Consider the following 14,583-nt stretch of genomic DNA (forward strand, 5'->3'; position numbering starts at 1 on the left):
CTCCCGGGTACGCCGCCCTGTCCGGCCGCGACTCGGGGAGCTTGACGAAGACGACCACCGCGCAGGCCAGCGTCATCAGGGCCTCGCCGAGGAAACCGGCGAGATAGCTGTACTCCGCGATGAAACCCGCCGCCGTCGCGGAGACCGCGAAGCCCAGGTTGATGGCCCAGTAGTTCAGCGAGAACGCCCGCACGCGGTCCTCGGGCCGCACGATGTCCGCCATCATCGCCTGCACCGCCGGGCGGGAGGCGTTGCTCGTCGCGCCGACGAGGAAGGCGACACCCGCGATCGCGACGGGATGCTGCACCAGGCCGAGCAGTGCCACCGAGAAGGCCGTGGACGACTGGGCGAGCAGCAGCGTGGGGCGCCGGCCGAGCCGGTCGGCCATCACCCCGGCCCCCAGCGAGGAGATCACCCCGCCGAGCCCGTGGAGGGCGGCGACCAGACCGGCGTACGAAGCGGAGTAGCCCCGCTCCAGGGTCAGGTACAGCGCCATGAAGGTCGCCACGAACGCCCCGAGCCGGTTGACCAGGGTGCTCGTCCACAGCCACCAGAACTCGCGCGGTAGCCCCGAGACGCTCTCGCGCACGGCCCGCCCGAGGCCGGCCGGACCGGCGAAAGACATGGATGATCCCCCCTGGACGCGGCAGTCTTTGTAAGAACCGTCTGGTCGATCCGAACCTTACAATCGGGGGAGACCGGTATGCCATCGAATTGACGGCAGCCGTCAATCGAACGTGCCGAAGGCGTCCATTACGCTCATGGGCATGGCCGACGCACCGTACAAGCTGATCCTCCTCCGCCACGGCGAGAGCGAATGGAACGCGAAGAACCTGTTCACCGGCTGGGTGGACGTCAACCTGAACGAGAAGGGCGAGAAGGAGGCGGTCCGCGGCGGTGAGCTGCTGAAGGACGCCGGTCTGCTGCCCGATGTCGTGCACACCTCCCTCCAGAAGCGCGCCATCCGCACCGCGCAGCTGGCCCTCGAGGCAGCCGACCGCCACTGGATCCCGGTCCACCGCTCCTGGCGCCTGAACGAGCGGCACTACGGAGCCCTCCAGGGCAAGGACAAGGCGCAGACGCTCGCCGAGTTCGGCGAGGAGCAGTTCATGCTCTGGCGCCGCTCCTACGACACCCCGCCGCCGCCGCTCGAGGACGGCAGCGAGTTCTCCCAGAGCGACGACGCGCGCTACGCCTCCATCCCGCCGGAGCTGCGCCCGCGCACCGAATGCCTCAAGGACGTCGTCCTCCGGATGCTCCCCTACTGGTACGACGGCATCGTCCCGGACCTCCTCGCCGGACGCACCGTCCTGGTCGCGGCCCACGGCAACTCCCTGCGCGCCCTCGTCAAGCACCTCGACGGCATCTCCGACGCCGACATCGCGGGCCTGAACATCCCCACCGGCATCCCGCTCGCCTACGAGCTCGACGCCGACTTCCGCCCCACCACCCCGGGCGGCACCTACCTCGACCCGGAGGCCGCGGCGGCCGCCATCGAGGCGGTCAAGAACCAGGGCAAGAAGAAGTAGGGATTGTGATCATGCCCCCGACCTGCGCGTATGGCGCGGTGCGGGGGCATTTTCACGGCCTGGGCCCTCTGCGGGACCTCAGCGGGACGGCGCTGCGGAGGTCGGAGTGCCTGGCCTAGTGCCTGCCGGGCAGGACTTCGGTCGTTAGGGGCGTTAGGGGCGAGTCGGCCATCAGACGATCCGTAAGAGAGCTCCCAGGGACACGGAGTGAGGCGCAGAGTGAAGCGGTCTCGGCCTCCGTGCCTTGCATGCTCGGTGAAGACGGCGCGGCTGCAGCGGGCATCACTGTCCTCGTCCCGCTTCCCGCGACCCTGAAGTCCGGCTCGGCCGAACCGCGGCGACTACAGCGGCTTCAGGAGCATTCCGTGCCGCTGGCGCGCGCGCACTCGCCGACACTTGTGGGGTCCGCGCCGTCGTCCAGCTCCGCGCCGATCGCGAGGACAGCGATGATGAGGAACGGCGCGAAGATGCCAAGCGCTCCGACACGTCGTATGACCGGCTTGCCAGGGTCGAGCGGAGGTCGCAGGCCGTTGACGGGAGGCGTCATTCGACCGAAGCGAGCGCGAGAGACAAGGTTGAAGATCAGGGTGGCCGGAGCGATGACGAAGGAGGCGATGCCCCACCAGCCCTGCCACAGCGTGTTCGTGGTCATCTCGCGGTGCACAGCGATGCCACAGGTACGACAGAAGAGCCCTCGTACCTTGAGGAACTGCATGATGACCAGAAGCCCCTGATGCCCCCGGACCGTGGCCTTGAGCGCCGGCATCCCTCCGCAGAATTGGCAGCATTGCGAGACGGCCCCCGTGGGCCCCCAAGGCGGTACGGATGCGGGCTGAGTCGGCGGGGCTGGGTACGGATCAATGTTCTGCGACGGTGTCGCCATGGTCTTCCCCCTGGCAAATGATCTCTGGATCCCGGTGCGGAAACTGAAGAGTAGAGCAGCGGACCGACACGACTGTCCTGACCCACTCCCGGTCGGCCGACCGCCGGTGCCAAGCTCGGCGACTTCGCCTGCTGGTCGATCCCAACCTCGCGGTCTGACCAGCCCGGCGAACCCTTGCGGTCGCAGCACCATCGACCTCGGCGCATCGGGGCCCCGGCCGTGGCCCTCTCTTGGCCCTCCGTAGGACGACCGACGACGACAGGCAACGACTACGAACCGCCGGACCGCAGGTCAGTTGGGGTGCGCACGCACCCCAACTGACCAGGGGCGGGAAACGGGTCCGCCATACCCAGGGCAAGAAGAAGTAACGCCCACGAACAAGCCCCCTACCTGCGGTTTCTCCGCGAGCGGGGGGCTTGTTGCGAGGCGGCCCTGGTGATGAGGGGCTGGTCGCCTTCGGCCCGTTGCCACCAATCCAGGTCCGCCGCACTGCGCAGGCTCTTCCCAGTCAGGCCGCCCGTCCCCGGGGCGGTCCGTCGCAAGCGGTGTCCGCCTGCTGGGGCGGGCCTCGGCCCGGCGGCTATGCCCGTCCAGGAGTGAGCACATGACCAACGACGACGGCGTCGGACCGTCACCCGGAAGGGGGCGGAGGCGAGACGACTGCGGTCGCGCAGCGTGCCGTCAGGTTCCCATTGGCCGTCCGGCGCGTTTCGCAGAGACGATCGCGGCGGAAACGGCGGTGGTCACGAGGAGGCTTCCCAGCATGACCAACCCCACGCCGACCGCAAAGAGACCGCTGGAATCGTCCGACCAGTCGTAAAAGGCGGCAGCGGTCAGACCGGCCGTGGTGCCGAGCACCGCGCCTGCGATGTGGCGCCGGGAAGCCGCCCAGTACACCGGCACCAGCAGGGTCAGCAGCAGCCCGATCACCTGCCACGCCTCGTACGGGCCTGTCGTCGAGCCGTCGGGCTGCACGTCACGACGCTGGTCCCAGCCCAGCCAGACAGCCCACAGCGCCAGCGATGCCCCGGCAGGCACGAGCATCGGCGACAGACGGGACACGGGTCTCAGTAGGTCTCGGCGCATGTCCCGAGCTTTTCGGACCAGGCCGGCACCGACCAGGGCGCAAGTACTCAGCTCTGCCCGAGTACATGAGGCATGGGCAGGTCGTGATCTCGACGACCCGGCCGGTCCCGGTTCGGCGGCCCGCTCCCCCGCCGGCCCGAACCGGCCCGCACCCGCACCGGGACGGGCACGGGGCCTGCCGGGGACGGGCACGCCGGAGGGCCCGTCCCCCCGAACGGGCCCTTCAGCCACCGCGCAGGCGCGCGGGCATGAACATGTGCGGCAGGCAGGTGCTCAGCCGCAGCAGCCGCCGCACTGGCACGGGCCGCCCGACTGGCAGCCGCAGCCGCAGCCGGACCCGCAGCCGCAGGCGCCGAGCAGGACGAGTGCGGGCAGGGACGCCCGTGGCTCGGCCGGCGGCTGTTCCAGCTCGGACACGGGTGTGGGGGAATCGGCCATGGTTCCTCCTCGTGGGCGTACCGGCGTAAGTCCGCCTGTTGCCCATTGGATGCCCACTCCCGCATGGCCCTCAACGGCGCATCAAGGGCGCACGCGAGCAAAACCCGCCGCCCGCCCGCCGGCTCAGCTCTCCACCTGCGCCGGGGCGATCGTGTCCTGCTGGAGCTCGTCCGCGTGCTCGCCCGTCACCAGGTAGACCACGCGCCGGGCCACCGAGACCGCGTGGTCGGCGAACCGCTCGTAGTAGCGGCCGAGCAGCGTCACGTCGACGGCCGTCTCGATGCCGTGCTTCCAGCGGTCGTCCATCAGGTGCTGGAACAGGGTGCGGTGCAGCAGGTCCATCGCGTCGTCGTCGCGCTCCAGCTGGAGAGCCGTGTCGACGTCCTTGGTGATGAGGACCTCCGCGGCCTTCGCCATCAGCCGCTGCGCCAGCTGGCCCATCTCCAGGATGGTGGCCTGCAGGTCGCGCGGCACCGCGGACTCGGGGTAGCGCAGCCTGGCGAGTTTGGCCACGTGCTGGGCGAGGTCGCCGGAGCGCTCCAGGTCGGCGCTCATACGGAGCGAGGTCACGACTATGCGCAGGTCGGTGGCGACCGGCTGCTGCCGCGCCAGCAGGGCGATCGCCTTGGCCTCCAGGTCGCGCTGCAGACCGTCGATCCTGTCGTCTGCGGCGATCACGCTTTCGGCGAGCTTGAGGTCGGCGTCGAGCATGGCCGTGGTCGCCCGCCCGATCGCGGAGCCGACCAGCCTGGCCATCTCGACCAGGCCGTCGCCGATGCCGTCCAGTTCCTCGTGGTACGCGTCCCGCATCGATGATCCTTTCAGGGTCTGCATCTGCCGGGGGCCGGCTCCGGCAGCCGGGCCTCGTGCCCCACGTTCCCACGGTCGGGCCGGAACACGTCGTCCATCGGCATCCAGAATGAACCGTCCAGGTCATCGAGGTGAACTCTGGGCGACGCGGGCCGTACGGATGCCGGGTGGCGGATATGTCCCGCGACGCCGGAAGTGAACCATCCCCGTCGTACCGGTGAACTCTGGGCGACGAGTGTTCCAGGCCGCACCCGGACGGCTGTGGAAAGGTCTCCGGGCCCGCATAACCTGGACACATGGACGTGAACGCGGCGGTCGCCGCTGTGGCAGCGATCGCCGGTGTGCTCACCGGCGTGATCGCCATGCTCGCGTTCCGCTGGAGCGAACGGGACCAGGCGAGACCCAGCCGCGCGTCCCTGCGTCCCGACGCGGCCACCATGCTCCCGCCCGGCGTCGACACCGTCCTGTCGGTGCTGCGCTCCTCCGCCGTCGTGCTCGACGAGGCGGACGCCGTCGTCAAGGCCAGCTCCGCGGCTTACGCCCTCGGACTGGTCCGCGGCGGGAAGCTCGCCGTCGAACCGATGCTGAAGATGGCCCGCGACACCCGCAGGGACGGCGAGATAAGGCAGGTCGAGCTCGACCTGCCCCGGCGCGGCACCGGACGCGGCGAGGCCCTCGCCGTCTCGGCCCGCGTCGCGCCCCTCGGTTCCCGCCTGGTCCTGCTGCTCGTCGAGGACCTCACCGAGGCCCGCCGCATAGAGGCGGTGCGCCGCGACTTCGTCGCCAACGTCAGTCACGAGCTGAAGACCCCGGTCGGCGCGCTCTCGCTGCTCTCCGAGGCGGTCATGGACGCCTCGGAGGACCCGGAGGCGGTGGAGCGCTTCGCCGGACGCATGCAGATCGAGGCGACCCGGCTGACCAACCTCGTCCAGGAGCTCATCGACCTGTCCCGGGTCCAGAACGACGACCCCCTGGAGGACGCGGAGGCGGTGCGCGTCGACGAACTCGTCGCCGAGGCCATCGAGCGCTGCCGGCACGCGGCGTCCACCAAGCAGATCACCATGGCCGCGGCCGGCACCTCCGGCCTGTACGTCTGGGGCAACCGCGGCCAGCTCGCGGCGGCTCTCGGCAACCTCGTCGAGAACGCCGTGAACTACAGTCCCGCCCGCACCCGTGTCGGCATCGCCGGCCGCCGGGTGCCGGCGCAGGTCGGGGGCGGCTCCCGCGCCGAGGGTTCCGGCGGGATGATCGAGCTGTCCGTCACCGACCAGGGCATCGGCATCTCGGAGAAGGACCGCGAACGCATCTTCGAGCGGTTCTACCGTGTCGATCCGGCCCGCTCCCGGGCCACGGGCGGTACGGGGCTCGGGCTGGCCATCGTCAAGCACGTGGCCGCCTCGCACGGTGGCGAGGTCACCGTGTGGAGCTCCGAGGGACAGGGCTCCACCTTCACCCTGCGGCTTCCCGAGGCGGGCTCGGCCCGGGGCCGTTCGACGACAGAGCATCCGGCCGGGCTCGTCCTCGACCTCGATCCCGAGGACGAGGACGACCGGCGTACCTCCTACAAGACCTTCAACGCCGTGTCTGATTCACCCACAGTCATCCCCGCCCCGGAGGTCCTTCCGTGACCCGTGTGCTCGTCGTCGAGGACGAGGAATCCTTCAGCGACGCCCTGTCCTACATGCTCCGCAAAGAGGGCTTCGAGGTCGCGGTCGCGACCACCGGGCCCGAGGGGCTCGACGAGTTCGAGCGCAACGGCGCCGATCTCGTCCTGCTCGACCTGATGCTGCCGGGGCTGCCCGGCACGGAAGTCTGCCGCCAACTGCGCAGCCGGTCCAATGTCCCGGTCATCATGGTGACCGCCAAGGACAGCGAGATCGACAAGGTTGTCGGGTTGGAAATAGGAGCCGACGACTATGTGACCAAGCCCTTCTCCTCACGGGAGCTGGTCGCCCGCATCCGCGCGGTGCTGCGGCGCCGCGGCGAGCCGGAGGAGGTCACCCCGGCCGCGCTGGAGGCGGGGCCCGTGCGTATGGACGTCGACCGGCACGTCGTCACGGTCGGCGGCGGCAAGATCGACCTCCCGCTGAAGGAGTTCGACCTGCTGGAGATGCTGCTGCGCAACGCCGGCCGGGTGCTGACCCGTATGCAGCTCATCGACCGGGTCTGGGGCGCGGACTACGTGGGCGACACCAAGACGCTCGACGTCCACGTCAAGCGCCTGCGCGCCAAGATCGAGCCCGACCCGGGAGCGCCGCGCTACCTGGTGACGGTCAGAGGCCTGGGCTACAAGTTCGAGCCGTAGGCCCGGGAGCCGTGTCACGCCCGTGGGGCCCCGAGCATCCGCTCGGGGCCCCACGGGCTTGGTACGGGTGCGGCGCGCGGCTCAGTGGCCGGCGGCCTCGTGCTCCGCGTCGTCGCCGGCGCCGGACTCGGTGGCGGAGGCCTCGGCCCCTGCCTCGCCCGCATCGGCCTCACCGGTGCCGGTGTCCGAGGGGGACGCCGTGGCGGACGGGCTCCCGGACTCGGTGGCGGAGGCCTCCGCGGCGGGGGCCTCGCTGGGACCGAAGTCCTTGTAGTAGTTGGTGGCGGGCACGACGAAGGCCTCGATCGCGACTTCGCCCTGCTTGCTGAAGCGGAACGAGATCCGCTGCGCGTCGCCGTCCCTGGCGGCCTCGCGGCCGCCTTCGATCTTGGCCGAGGCGTTGCCCTCGCCGCCCAGCTGCACCGAGCCGCCCGCGGGGACGGTGACGGGGCCGGAGCCCTTGGCCGGGCTCAGCTGCACCCTGGCGTCCGTGCCGGGCAGGCTGATCGACTCCAGGGTCTGAGCCGTGTCGCCGTTGTTGAAGATCTTCCCGGTGACGGAGGCTGCCCCGGTGGACTCGCGCTCCGCGGGGGTGACGATCGCGACGTTCTGGAGCTTGAGGTCGCCGGCGGAGGTCGCGGCGTTGTCGGGCTTGATCTTGAGCGTCTCCGCGTCGTTGCCGGCGCTACAGGCGGAGAGCGAGCCGAAGGAGACGGCGATGGCAGTGGCGGCGATGGCGCCGCGTCGAAGGCTGCTGCTCACGGCGGCGGCAACTCCTTGAACGAGGGCGGTACGGGCGGCGCAAAACCGCCCTGAGGGGTCTGTCAGCGCGCTTAGGTTACCGAGCCGCCCCGCGGGGTCCGCACCCGACCCACCCGGCGGTGATCAGGCTTGTGGATCTCGTCCCCGCTGCCGGCCCTCGGGAGCGGGATTTGCGCGCCATTCACATAACCTCCAAGACTTTTCACGAGTGCCGCTCTCGGGCGCGCCGAAAGTCCGGCGCGAAGTGCTCCGCGAAGTGCTGCGCGAAGTGCTGCGCGAAGTGTGCCCGGAAGTGCGCCCGGAAGGGTCTCCGAAGTGCGCCCCGCGAAATGCGCGCGAAGAATTGATCACCACGTGAACAAGGCGGCCGACCGGCCGAACGAGCCGAAGAAGTACTTCGAACGGACAGGCGGCCGAGTAGTACGTTCGGCGTATGGCCGGTGATCAATTCGAGAATCGGTGCGCAAGGGAGACCGACGACTGAACGGAGTAGCGGAAGTTCACCGCTCCGAATCGGTCATATCGGGATGATTGGGTCCGGGTTCGGGTCTCGCGGTGTGTGTAACGTGCGCGTTTCTCCCTCGCCGTACAGCCGCTCCGACCTGCGAATACCTCCTTCCGTCCACCCCTCGCAGCACGTTCCCCGCGTTGTTGTCAAGCCCTGAGATATGCCCTGACCTGCGAAAACGCCATTCAGTGGAGGCGGTTCTCGTGTTAGGATGGATAGCCACGGAAGGGGTACCTGTCACATGACGTTCAAGGTTGGCGACACCGTGGTCTATCCCCATCACGGGGCCGCGCTGATCGAGGCCATCGAAACTCGCCAGATCAAAGGCGTGGACAAGACCTACTTGGTGCTCAAGGTCGCCCAGGGCGACCTGACGGTTCGTGTGCCGGCGGACAACGCGGAGTTCGTGGGCGTGCGCGATGTGGTCGGTCAGGACGGGCTGGACCGGGTCTTCGAGGTGCTGCGCGCGCCGTACGCGGAGGAGCCCACCAACTGGTCCCGCCGCTACAAGGCAAATCTCGAGAAGCTCGCCTCCGGCGACGTCATCAAGGTGGCGGAAGTCGTCCGTGACCTCTGGCGTCGTGAGCGCGAGCGCGGACTCTCCGCCGGTGAGAAGCGCATGCTCGCCAAGGCGCGCCAGATTCTCGTGAGCGAACTGGCCCTCGCGGAGAACACCAATGAGGACAAGGCCGAGGCCCTGCTTGACGAGGTTCTCGCGTCCTGACGCAAACGGCGTCGCCGACGTCGCCCGCGTTGACTCTCACAACGATGCCGCGGTGCCCGATGACATGATGTCGCCGGGCGCTGCGGCATGTTCGCGTACATTTCATCCCCGTACCCGCATGCATGCGGTGCGTAGGCGGTCCACCTCGACCGGTTCGTCACGGAAGGGCCCGGTCGGGGCGTTGCGCCCGGCACCCCCGGACTCTGCGAGCCGAGCGGGGGGTACGTCCACGCCATACCCACCTCGCCCGAGGAAACAAACCTGAACGCGCAGATGTCAGACGAACCTCGCACCTCACCCACCGTCCGCACGGCCGCCGTCATCCCCGCGGCCGGCCGCGGCGTCCGCCTCGGCCCCGGCGCCCCCAAGGCGCTGCGTCCGCTGAGCGGCACCCCCATGCTGATCCACGCCGTCCGTGCGATGGCCGCCTCCCGCGCGGTCCGCATGGTCGTCGTGGTGGCCCCGCCGGACGGTGCACCCGAGGTGCGCGCCCTCCTCGACGAGCACTCTTTCCCCGAGCGCACGACGATCACGGTCGTCCCCGGAGGCGAGACCCGCCAGGAATCGGTCGCGCTCGGCCTGCGGGCGCTGCCCGCCGACATCACCTCCGTCCTGGTGCACGACGCCGCCCGCCCGCTGGTGCCCGTCGACACCGTGGACGCGGTCGTCGACGCGGTACGGGACGGTGCCCCGGCCGTGGTGCCGGCCCTGCCCCTCGCCGACACCGTCAAGCAGGTCGAGCCCGACCCGCGGGGCGGCCCCGAGAAGGTCGTCGGCACCCCCGAGCGCGCCCTGCTGCGTGCCGTGCAGACCCCGCAGGGCTTCGACCGGGCCACCCTCGTCCGCGCCCACGAGACCGTCGCCCCCGACGGCGAGGGCGCCACCGACGACGCCGGCATGGTGGAACGGCTCGGCGTCCCCGTGGTCTGCGTGCCGGGCCACGAGGAGGCCTTCAAGGTCACCCGTCCCCTGGACCTCGTCCTCGCCGAGGCCGTACTCGCCCGCAGGAGGGCCACCGATGGGTTCTGAGCAGCCACGCCTGCCGCTGGTCGGCATCGGCACCGACGTGCACGCCTTCGAGCGGGGTCGCGAGCTGTGGTGTGCGGGCCTGCTCTGGGAGGACTCCGACGGCTACGGCCTGGCCGGGCACTCGGACGGCGACGTCGCCGCCCACGCCGCCTGCGACGCGCTGTTCTCCGCCGCGGGGCTCGGCGACCTCGGCGCCCACTTCGGCACCTCGCGCCCCGAGTGGTCCGGCGCCTCCGGAGTGACGCTGCTGGCCGAGGCGGCCCGGATCGTGCGTGCGGCCGGGTTCGAGATCGGCAATGTCGCCGTCCAGGTCATCGGCGTCCGGCCGAAGATCGGCAAGCGGCGCGACGAGGCGCAGAAGGCGCTCTCGGCGGCGGCCGGGGCCCCCGTCTCCGTCTCCGGCACGACCACGGACGGCCTCGGGCTGACCGGCCGGGCCGAAGGACTCGCCGCCGTCGCGACGGCGCTGGTCGTACGCGCCTGAGGCCCCGGCCCAGCGGCGGAGCGGGAACCGCCGCCCGCCGCCCGCTCCCCGCCGGCCGGCGGGGAGCGGACTCCCGGCGGCCCGGGAAGCCGCGCCCGGCCGACCGCGAGATCACCTGCCGCCGCGGGCCCGGGCCCCTTCGGAAGAGGGGCGTGGGGCACTGTCCCACGCCCACTACCCTGGTACGCGTGACTATTCGCCTGTACGACACCAGCGCCCGGCAGATCCGTGACTTCATCCCGCTCACGCCGGGCTGTGTCTCGATCTACCTCTGTGGCGCGACCGTGCAGGCCGCTCCCCACATCGGGCACATCCGCTCCGGTCTGAACTTCGACATCATGCGCCGCTGGTTCGCGTACCGCGGTTACGACGTGACCTTCGTCCGCAACGTCACGGACATCGACGACAAGATCATCCAGAAGTCGAAGGACCAGAACCGTCCCTGGTGGGCCATCGGCTACGAGAACGAGCGTGCCTTCAACGACGGCTACGACGTCCTCGGCTGCCTGCCGCCCAGCTACGAGCCGCGTGCCACCGGCCACGTCACCGAGATGGTCGAGATGATGCGCGGCCTCATCGAGCGCGGCCACGCCTACGAGGCCGACGGCAACGTCTACTTCGACGTGCGGTCCTTCGAGGGCTACCTGTCGCTGTCCAACCAGGACCTCGACGACCTGCGCCAGCCCTCGGGCGAGGGGGAGACCGGCAAGCGCGACCCGCGCGACTTCGCGATGTGGAAGGCCGCCAGGCCGGGCGAGCCGTCCTGGGAGACGCCGTGGGGCCGTGGCCGTCCCGGCTGGCACCTGGAGTGCTCGGCCATGGCCCACAAGTACCTGGGCCGCGAGTTCGACATCCACGGCGGCGGCATCGACCTGATCTTCCCCCACCACGAGAACGAGATCGCCCAGGCGAAGGCCTTCGGCGACGAGTTCGCGCGGTACTGGGTGCACAACGCCTGGGTGACGATGAGCGGCGAGAAGATGTCCAAGTCGCTCGGCAACTCGGTGCTGGTCTCCGAGATGGTCAAGCACTGGCGGCCCATCGTCCTGCGCTACTACCTCGGCACCCCGCACTACCGGTCCATGATCGAGTACAGCGAGGAGGCCCTGCGCGAGGCGGAGTCCGCGTTCGCGCGGATCGAGGGCTTCATGCAGCGCGTCGTCGAGAAGGCCGGCCCCGTCGAACCCGCCGCCGAGGTGCCGCCCGCCTTCGCCGAGGCGATGGACGACGACATGGGCGTCCCGCAGGCGCTCGCCATCATCCACACCACCGTCCGCCAGGGCAACTCCGCGCTGACCGCCGACGACAAGGAGTCCGCCGTCGCCAGGCTGGCCGAACTCCGCGCCATGCTGGGTGTCCTCGGCCTCGATCCGCTCGACGACCACTGGTCGGGCGGCACGGACCGCGGCGACGACCTGCACGGCGTCGTCGACTCCCTGGTCCGGATGGTGCTGGAGCAGCGGCAGGCGGCTCGCGCCCGCAAGGACTACGGCACCGCCGACGCCATCCGCGACCAGCTCCAGCAGTCCGGACTGACCATCGAGGACACGCCGTCCGGCCCCCGCTGGACGCTGTCCTGACCACGCCCCGGGCGGGGGACGGGGCCGGCCGCACTGGCCGCCCCGGACCCTCCTGGGCGACACTCTTTTCGTACGTACGCATGCGCGGCATGCGGCAGCATGAGGAACAGGTGACCCATGGCCGGCAACAGCCAGCGCAGGAACCGCCGCACGTCCAACAAGAAGGGCGCACAGGTCGGCAGTGGCGGCCAGCGGCGCCGTTCCCTGGAGGGCAAGGGCCCGACCCCGCCCGCCTCCATGCGGAAGGGTCACGTCAAGAACCGCCTCGCCAACGCCAAGGCCAAGCAGGCCGCCCGCCGTCCCGTCGCCCGGCGCGGCGGCAAGGGCACCTCGGAGCTCGTGGTCGGCCGCAACCCGGTCTTCGAGGCGCTGCGCGACGGCGTCCCGGCGAACACGCTGTACGTGCAGCAGTTCATCGACAACGACGAGCGGGTGCGTGAGGCCCTCCAGCTCGCCGCCGACCGCGGCGGCATCCACCTCATGGAGGCCCCCAGGGCCGAGCTGGACCGGATGACCAACCACCTCAACCACCAGGGGCTCGTCCTCCAGGTCCCGCCGTACGAGTACGCGCACCCCGAGGACCTCGCCGCCGCCGCCTTCGACGAGGGCGAGGACCCGCTGATCGTCGCCCTCGACGGCGTCACCGACCCGCGCAACCTCGGCGCCGTCGTCCGCTCCGTGTCGGCCTTCGGCGGCCACGGGGTCGTCGTGCCCGAGCGCCGCGCCGCCGGCATGACCGCCGGCGCCTGGAAGACCTCCGCCGGTACGGCCGCCCGTACGCCGGTGGCCCGCGCCACCAACCTGACCCGTGCCCTGGAGGCGTACAAGAAGGCCGGGCTGACCGTCGTCGGTCTCGCCGCGGACGGGGACGTCGAGGTGCAGGACCTCGAAGCGCTGGAAGGGCCGGTCGTCATCGTCGTCGGCAGCGAGGGCAAGGGCCTGTCCCGGCTCGTCGGCGAGACCTGCGACTACCGGGTCTCCATCCCCATGCCGGGCGGTGCCGAATCGCTGAACGCCGGGGTCGCGGCCGGAGTGGTGCTGTGGGAGGCGGCCCGCCGCCGGGCGTGAGCGGTGGTGCGGCGCGGGGCGGCCGGGGCTCGAGTGACAACTGATCCGGCAGAACGGGATCTTTGACGGGTCTCGGACAGTTCGGCGCCGTCAAACAGTGTCCTAAGCACGGGTCACTCGGTTAGATGAGTGTGGACACCAGAACACCCGGGTTCGACGATGCTCCCGCGCCGCTGAGTATGGTCAAAGTGCCGTCGGATCCCGCGCAGGTCATCGTCAATCACGCCAGCTTCCGCGTGCAGTTCGCAGAACGCCCGCGCGCTTCCCGGAAGTTCGGCCACGACGGCCCTTACGGCGGTTCCTACGGCGGCTCCTTCGAGAACACCGCCCGGGTCCCCGCCGCGGGCATCCCCGGGGCGCGCCGCCGGGCCGTCGTGTGGAGCGGCCGGTCCGACGACACCGGCCCCATGCGCGTCCTCCAGGCAGCCGCCCGCAACGCCACGGCCACTCCCGACAACGGCACCCTCGACGCCGCGGGAGCGACCCGGGTCCTGCCCCGCGTCGACGTGGACAGCACCGTCCCCAACCGGATCATCGGCCATCCCCGCAGCCCCCACCACGACACCCCGCTCCTCGACGGCATGCGGCCGGCCGAGGGCGCGTACGACGAGCCCGGTGCCTACGGCGGGGGCCGGCACGCCGGTCACTCCGGGCCCGGCGGACACCCCGCCGACGAGCCCGTCGTCTCGTACGACGCGGAACGCGGCCGGCGCGCCGGCGAGGGCGTCCGCCACGCGTACTACCCCGGACGCCGTATGAACCTCGGCGTCGTCCTCCTTCCGCTGCGCATCTTCCTCGGATTCATCTCCGTCTACGCCGGCATGGGCAAGCTCTGCGACCCCGTCTACTTCGACGGCGGCGAACGCGGCTCCATGGTGAAGTGGCTGGGCTCGCTGCACCCCTGGGCGCTCGCCGAGCCGCTGCGCGACTTCGCCCTCACCCACCCCGTCGGCGCCGGCCTGAGCATCGCCTTCCTCCAGGTCGTCGTCGGCGTACTGACCGTCCTCGGACTCTGGCAGCGCCTCGCGGCATCCGTCGGCGCCCTGCTCTCCGCCGCGCTGATCGTCACCGTCAGCTGGAAGTCCGTCCCCGCCTACGCCTCCGCCGACATCATCTACCTCGCCGCGTGGAGCCCGCTGATCATCGCCGGTGCCCCCGTCTACTCCGCGGACGCCCGCCTCGCCGGCGAGGCCTGGCGCACTCTCGGGCCCCGCTCCGCGCTCCGGGACCTGCGCCGCCGCGTCCTGCGCAGGGGCGCGCTCCTGGCCTCCTTCGTCGTCGGCTCCACGCTCCTCGTCGGAGCCCTCCTCGGCGGTGCCGTCCGCTCCGCCGAGGTCGTCACCGTCCCCGGTCCCGGCGAGGCCCCCAGCAACCACC

15 protein-coding genes are annotated in these 14,583 nt (G+C 70.8%); 9 read left to right on the forward strand and 6 right to left on the reverse strand.

All coding sequences use genetic code 11. From position 1 onward, the window contains the following. Positions 1-625, reverse strand: a 625-nt coding sequence (locus GUY61_RS23085; protein ID WP_166632148.1) for an MFS transporter, incomplete at its 3' end; no start/stop codon positions are given. 142 nt (positions 626-767) lie between these two features. On the opposite strand from GUY61_RS23085, the gene GUY61_RS23090 reads away from it, so the two are divergent. Further along, entirely contained in the window at positions 768-1,529 is a 762-nt protein-coding gene (locus GUY61_RS23090; RefSeq protein ID WP_166632149.1) for a phosphoglyceromutase, read from the forward strand. Positions 1,530-1,881: 352 nt separating this feature from the next. Here GUY61_RS23090 and GUY61_RS23095 read toward each other — a convergent pair whose 3' ends face one another. From GUY61_RS23095 to phoU, 4 genes are all read right to left on the reverse strand, one after another. After that, entirely contained in the window at positions 1,882-2,295 is a 414-nt protein-coding gene (locus GUY61_RS23095; RefSeq protein WP_166632150.1) for a hypothetical protein, read from the reverse strand. Between the two features lie 798 nt (positions 2,296-3,093). After that, complete coding sequence (locus tag GUY61_RS23100) at positions 3,094-3,498, reverse strand: hypothetical protein (RefSeq protein ID WP_166632151.1); 405 nt, start codon at positions 3,496-3,498, stop codon at positions 3,094-3,096. A gap of 273 nt (positions 3,499-3,771) precedes the next feature. Beyond that, positions 3,772-3,936, reverse strand: a complete 165-nt coding sequence (locus GUY61_RS23105; RefSeq protein ID WP_166632152.1) for a hypothetical protein — start codon at positions 3,934-3,936, stop codon at positions 3,772-3,774. A 123-nt stretch (positions 3,937-4,059) separates the two neighbouring features. Further along, on the reverse strand, positions 4,060-4,746 hold the full coding sequence (gene phoU, locus GUY61_RS23110) for a phosphate signaling complex protein PhoU (RefSeq protein ID WP_166632153.1): 687 nt from the start codon (positions 4,744-4,746) through the stop codon (positions 4,060-4,062). A 296-nt stretch (positions 4,747-5,042) separates the two neighbouring features. Here phoU and GUY61_RS23115 point away from each other — a divergent pair, with 296 nt between their 5' ends. Beyond that, positions 5,043-6,374, forward strand: a complete 1,332-nt coding sequence (locus tag GUY61_RS23115) for a cell wall metabolism sensor histidine kinase WalK (RefSeq protein ID WP_243766685.1) — start codon at positions 5,043-5,045, stop codon at positions 6,372-6,374. After that, positions 6,371-7,051 (forward strand): response regulator transcription factor, encoded by a 681-nt coding sequence (locus GUY61_RS23120; RefSeq protein ID WP_166632154.1) that lies wholly within the window; start codon positions 6,371-6,373, stop codon positions 7,049-7,051. The genes GUY61_RS23115 and GUY61_RS23120 overlap by 4 nt, the downstream gene beginning before the upstream one ends. Positions 7,052-7,132: 81 nt before the next feature. On the opposite strand, the gene GUY61_RS23125 is transcribed toward GUY61_RS23120, so the two are convergent. Continuing rightward, positions 7,133-7,813 (reverse strand): copper chaperone PCu(A)C, encoded by a 681-nt coding sequence (locus GUY61_RS23125; protein ID WP_166632155.1) that lies wholly within the window; start codon positions 7,811-7,813, stop codon positions 7,133-7,135. A gap of 749 nt (positions 7,814-8,562) precedes the next feature. On the opposite strand from GUY61_RS23125, the gene GUY61_RS23135 reads away from it, so the two are divergent. The 6 genes from GUY61_RS23135 to GUY61_RS23160 form a co-directional block, all read left to right on the forward strand. After that, positions 8,563-9,045: a CarD family transcriptional regulator gene (locus GUY61_RS23135; protein WP_003953493.1), complete on the forward strand. Its 483-nt coding sequence runs from the start codon at positions 8,563-8,565 to the stop codon at positions 9,043-9,045. A gap of 273 nt (positions 9,046-9,318) precedes the next feature. Beyond that, positions 9,319-10,074, forward strand: coding sequence for a 2-C-methyl-D-erythritol 4-phosphate cytidylyltransferase (gene ispD, locus GUY61_RS23140; RefSeq protein WP_166632156.1), 756 nt, complete (start codon positions 9,319-9,321; stop codon positions 10,072-10,074). Then, positions 10,064-10,558: a 2-C-methyl-D-erythritol 2,4-cyclodiphosphate synthase gene (gene ispF / locus GUY61_RS23145; RefSeq protein ID WP_166632157.1), complete on the forward strand. Its 495-nt coding sequence runs from the start codon at positions 10,064-10,066 to the stop codon at positions 10,556-10,558. Before ispD ends, ispF begins: the two co-directional genes overlap by 11 nt. A gap of 188 nt (positions 10,559-10,746) precedes the next feature. Then, positions 10,747-12,138: a cysteine--tRNA ligase gene (gene cysS, locus GUY61_RS23150; RefSeq protein WP_166632158.1), complete on the forward strand. Its 1,392-nt coding sequence runs from the start codon at positions 10,747-10,749 to the stop codon at positions 12,136-12,138. Positions 12,139-12,255: 117 nt separating this feature from the next. Then, positions 12,256-13,206: a 23S rRNA (guanosine(2251)-2'-O)-methyltransferase RlmB gene (gene rlmB / locus GUY61_RS23155; RefSeq protein ID WP_166632159.1), complete on the forward strand. Its 951-nt coding sequence runs from the start codon at positions 12,256-12,258 to the stop codon at positions 13,204-13,206. A 125-nt stretch (positions 13,207-13,331) separates the two neighbouring features. Then, positions 13,332-14,583, forward strand: a 1,252-nt coding sequence (locus GUY61_RS23160) for a DoxX family membrane protein (protein WP_166632160.1), incomplete at its 3' end; no start/stop codon positions are given.

It is taken from the genome of Streptomyces sp. GC420, from assembly GCF_009916105.1.
Taxonomy (GTDB): Bacteria; Actinomycetota; Actinomycetes; order Streptomycetales; family Streptomycetaceae; genus Streptomyces.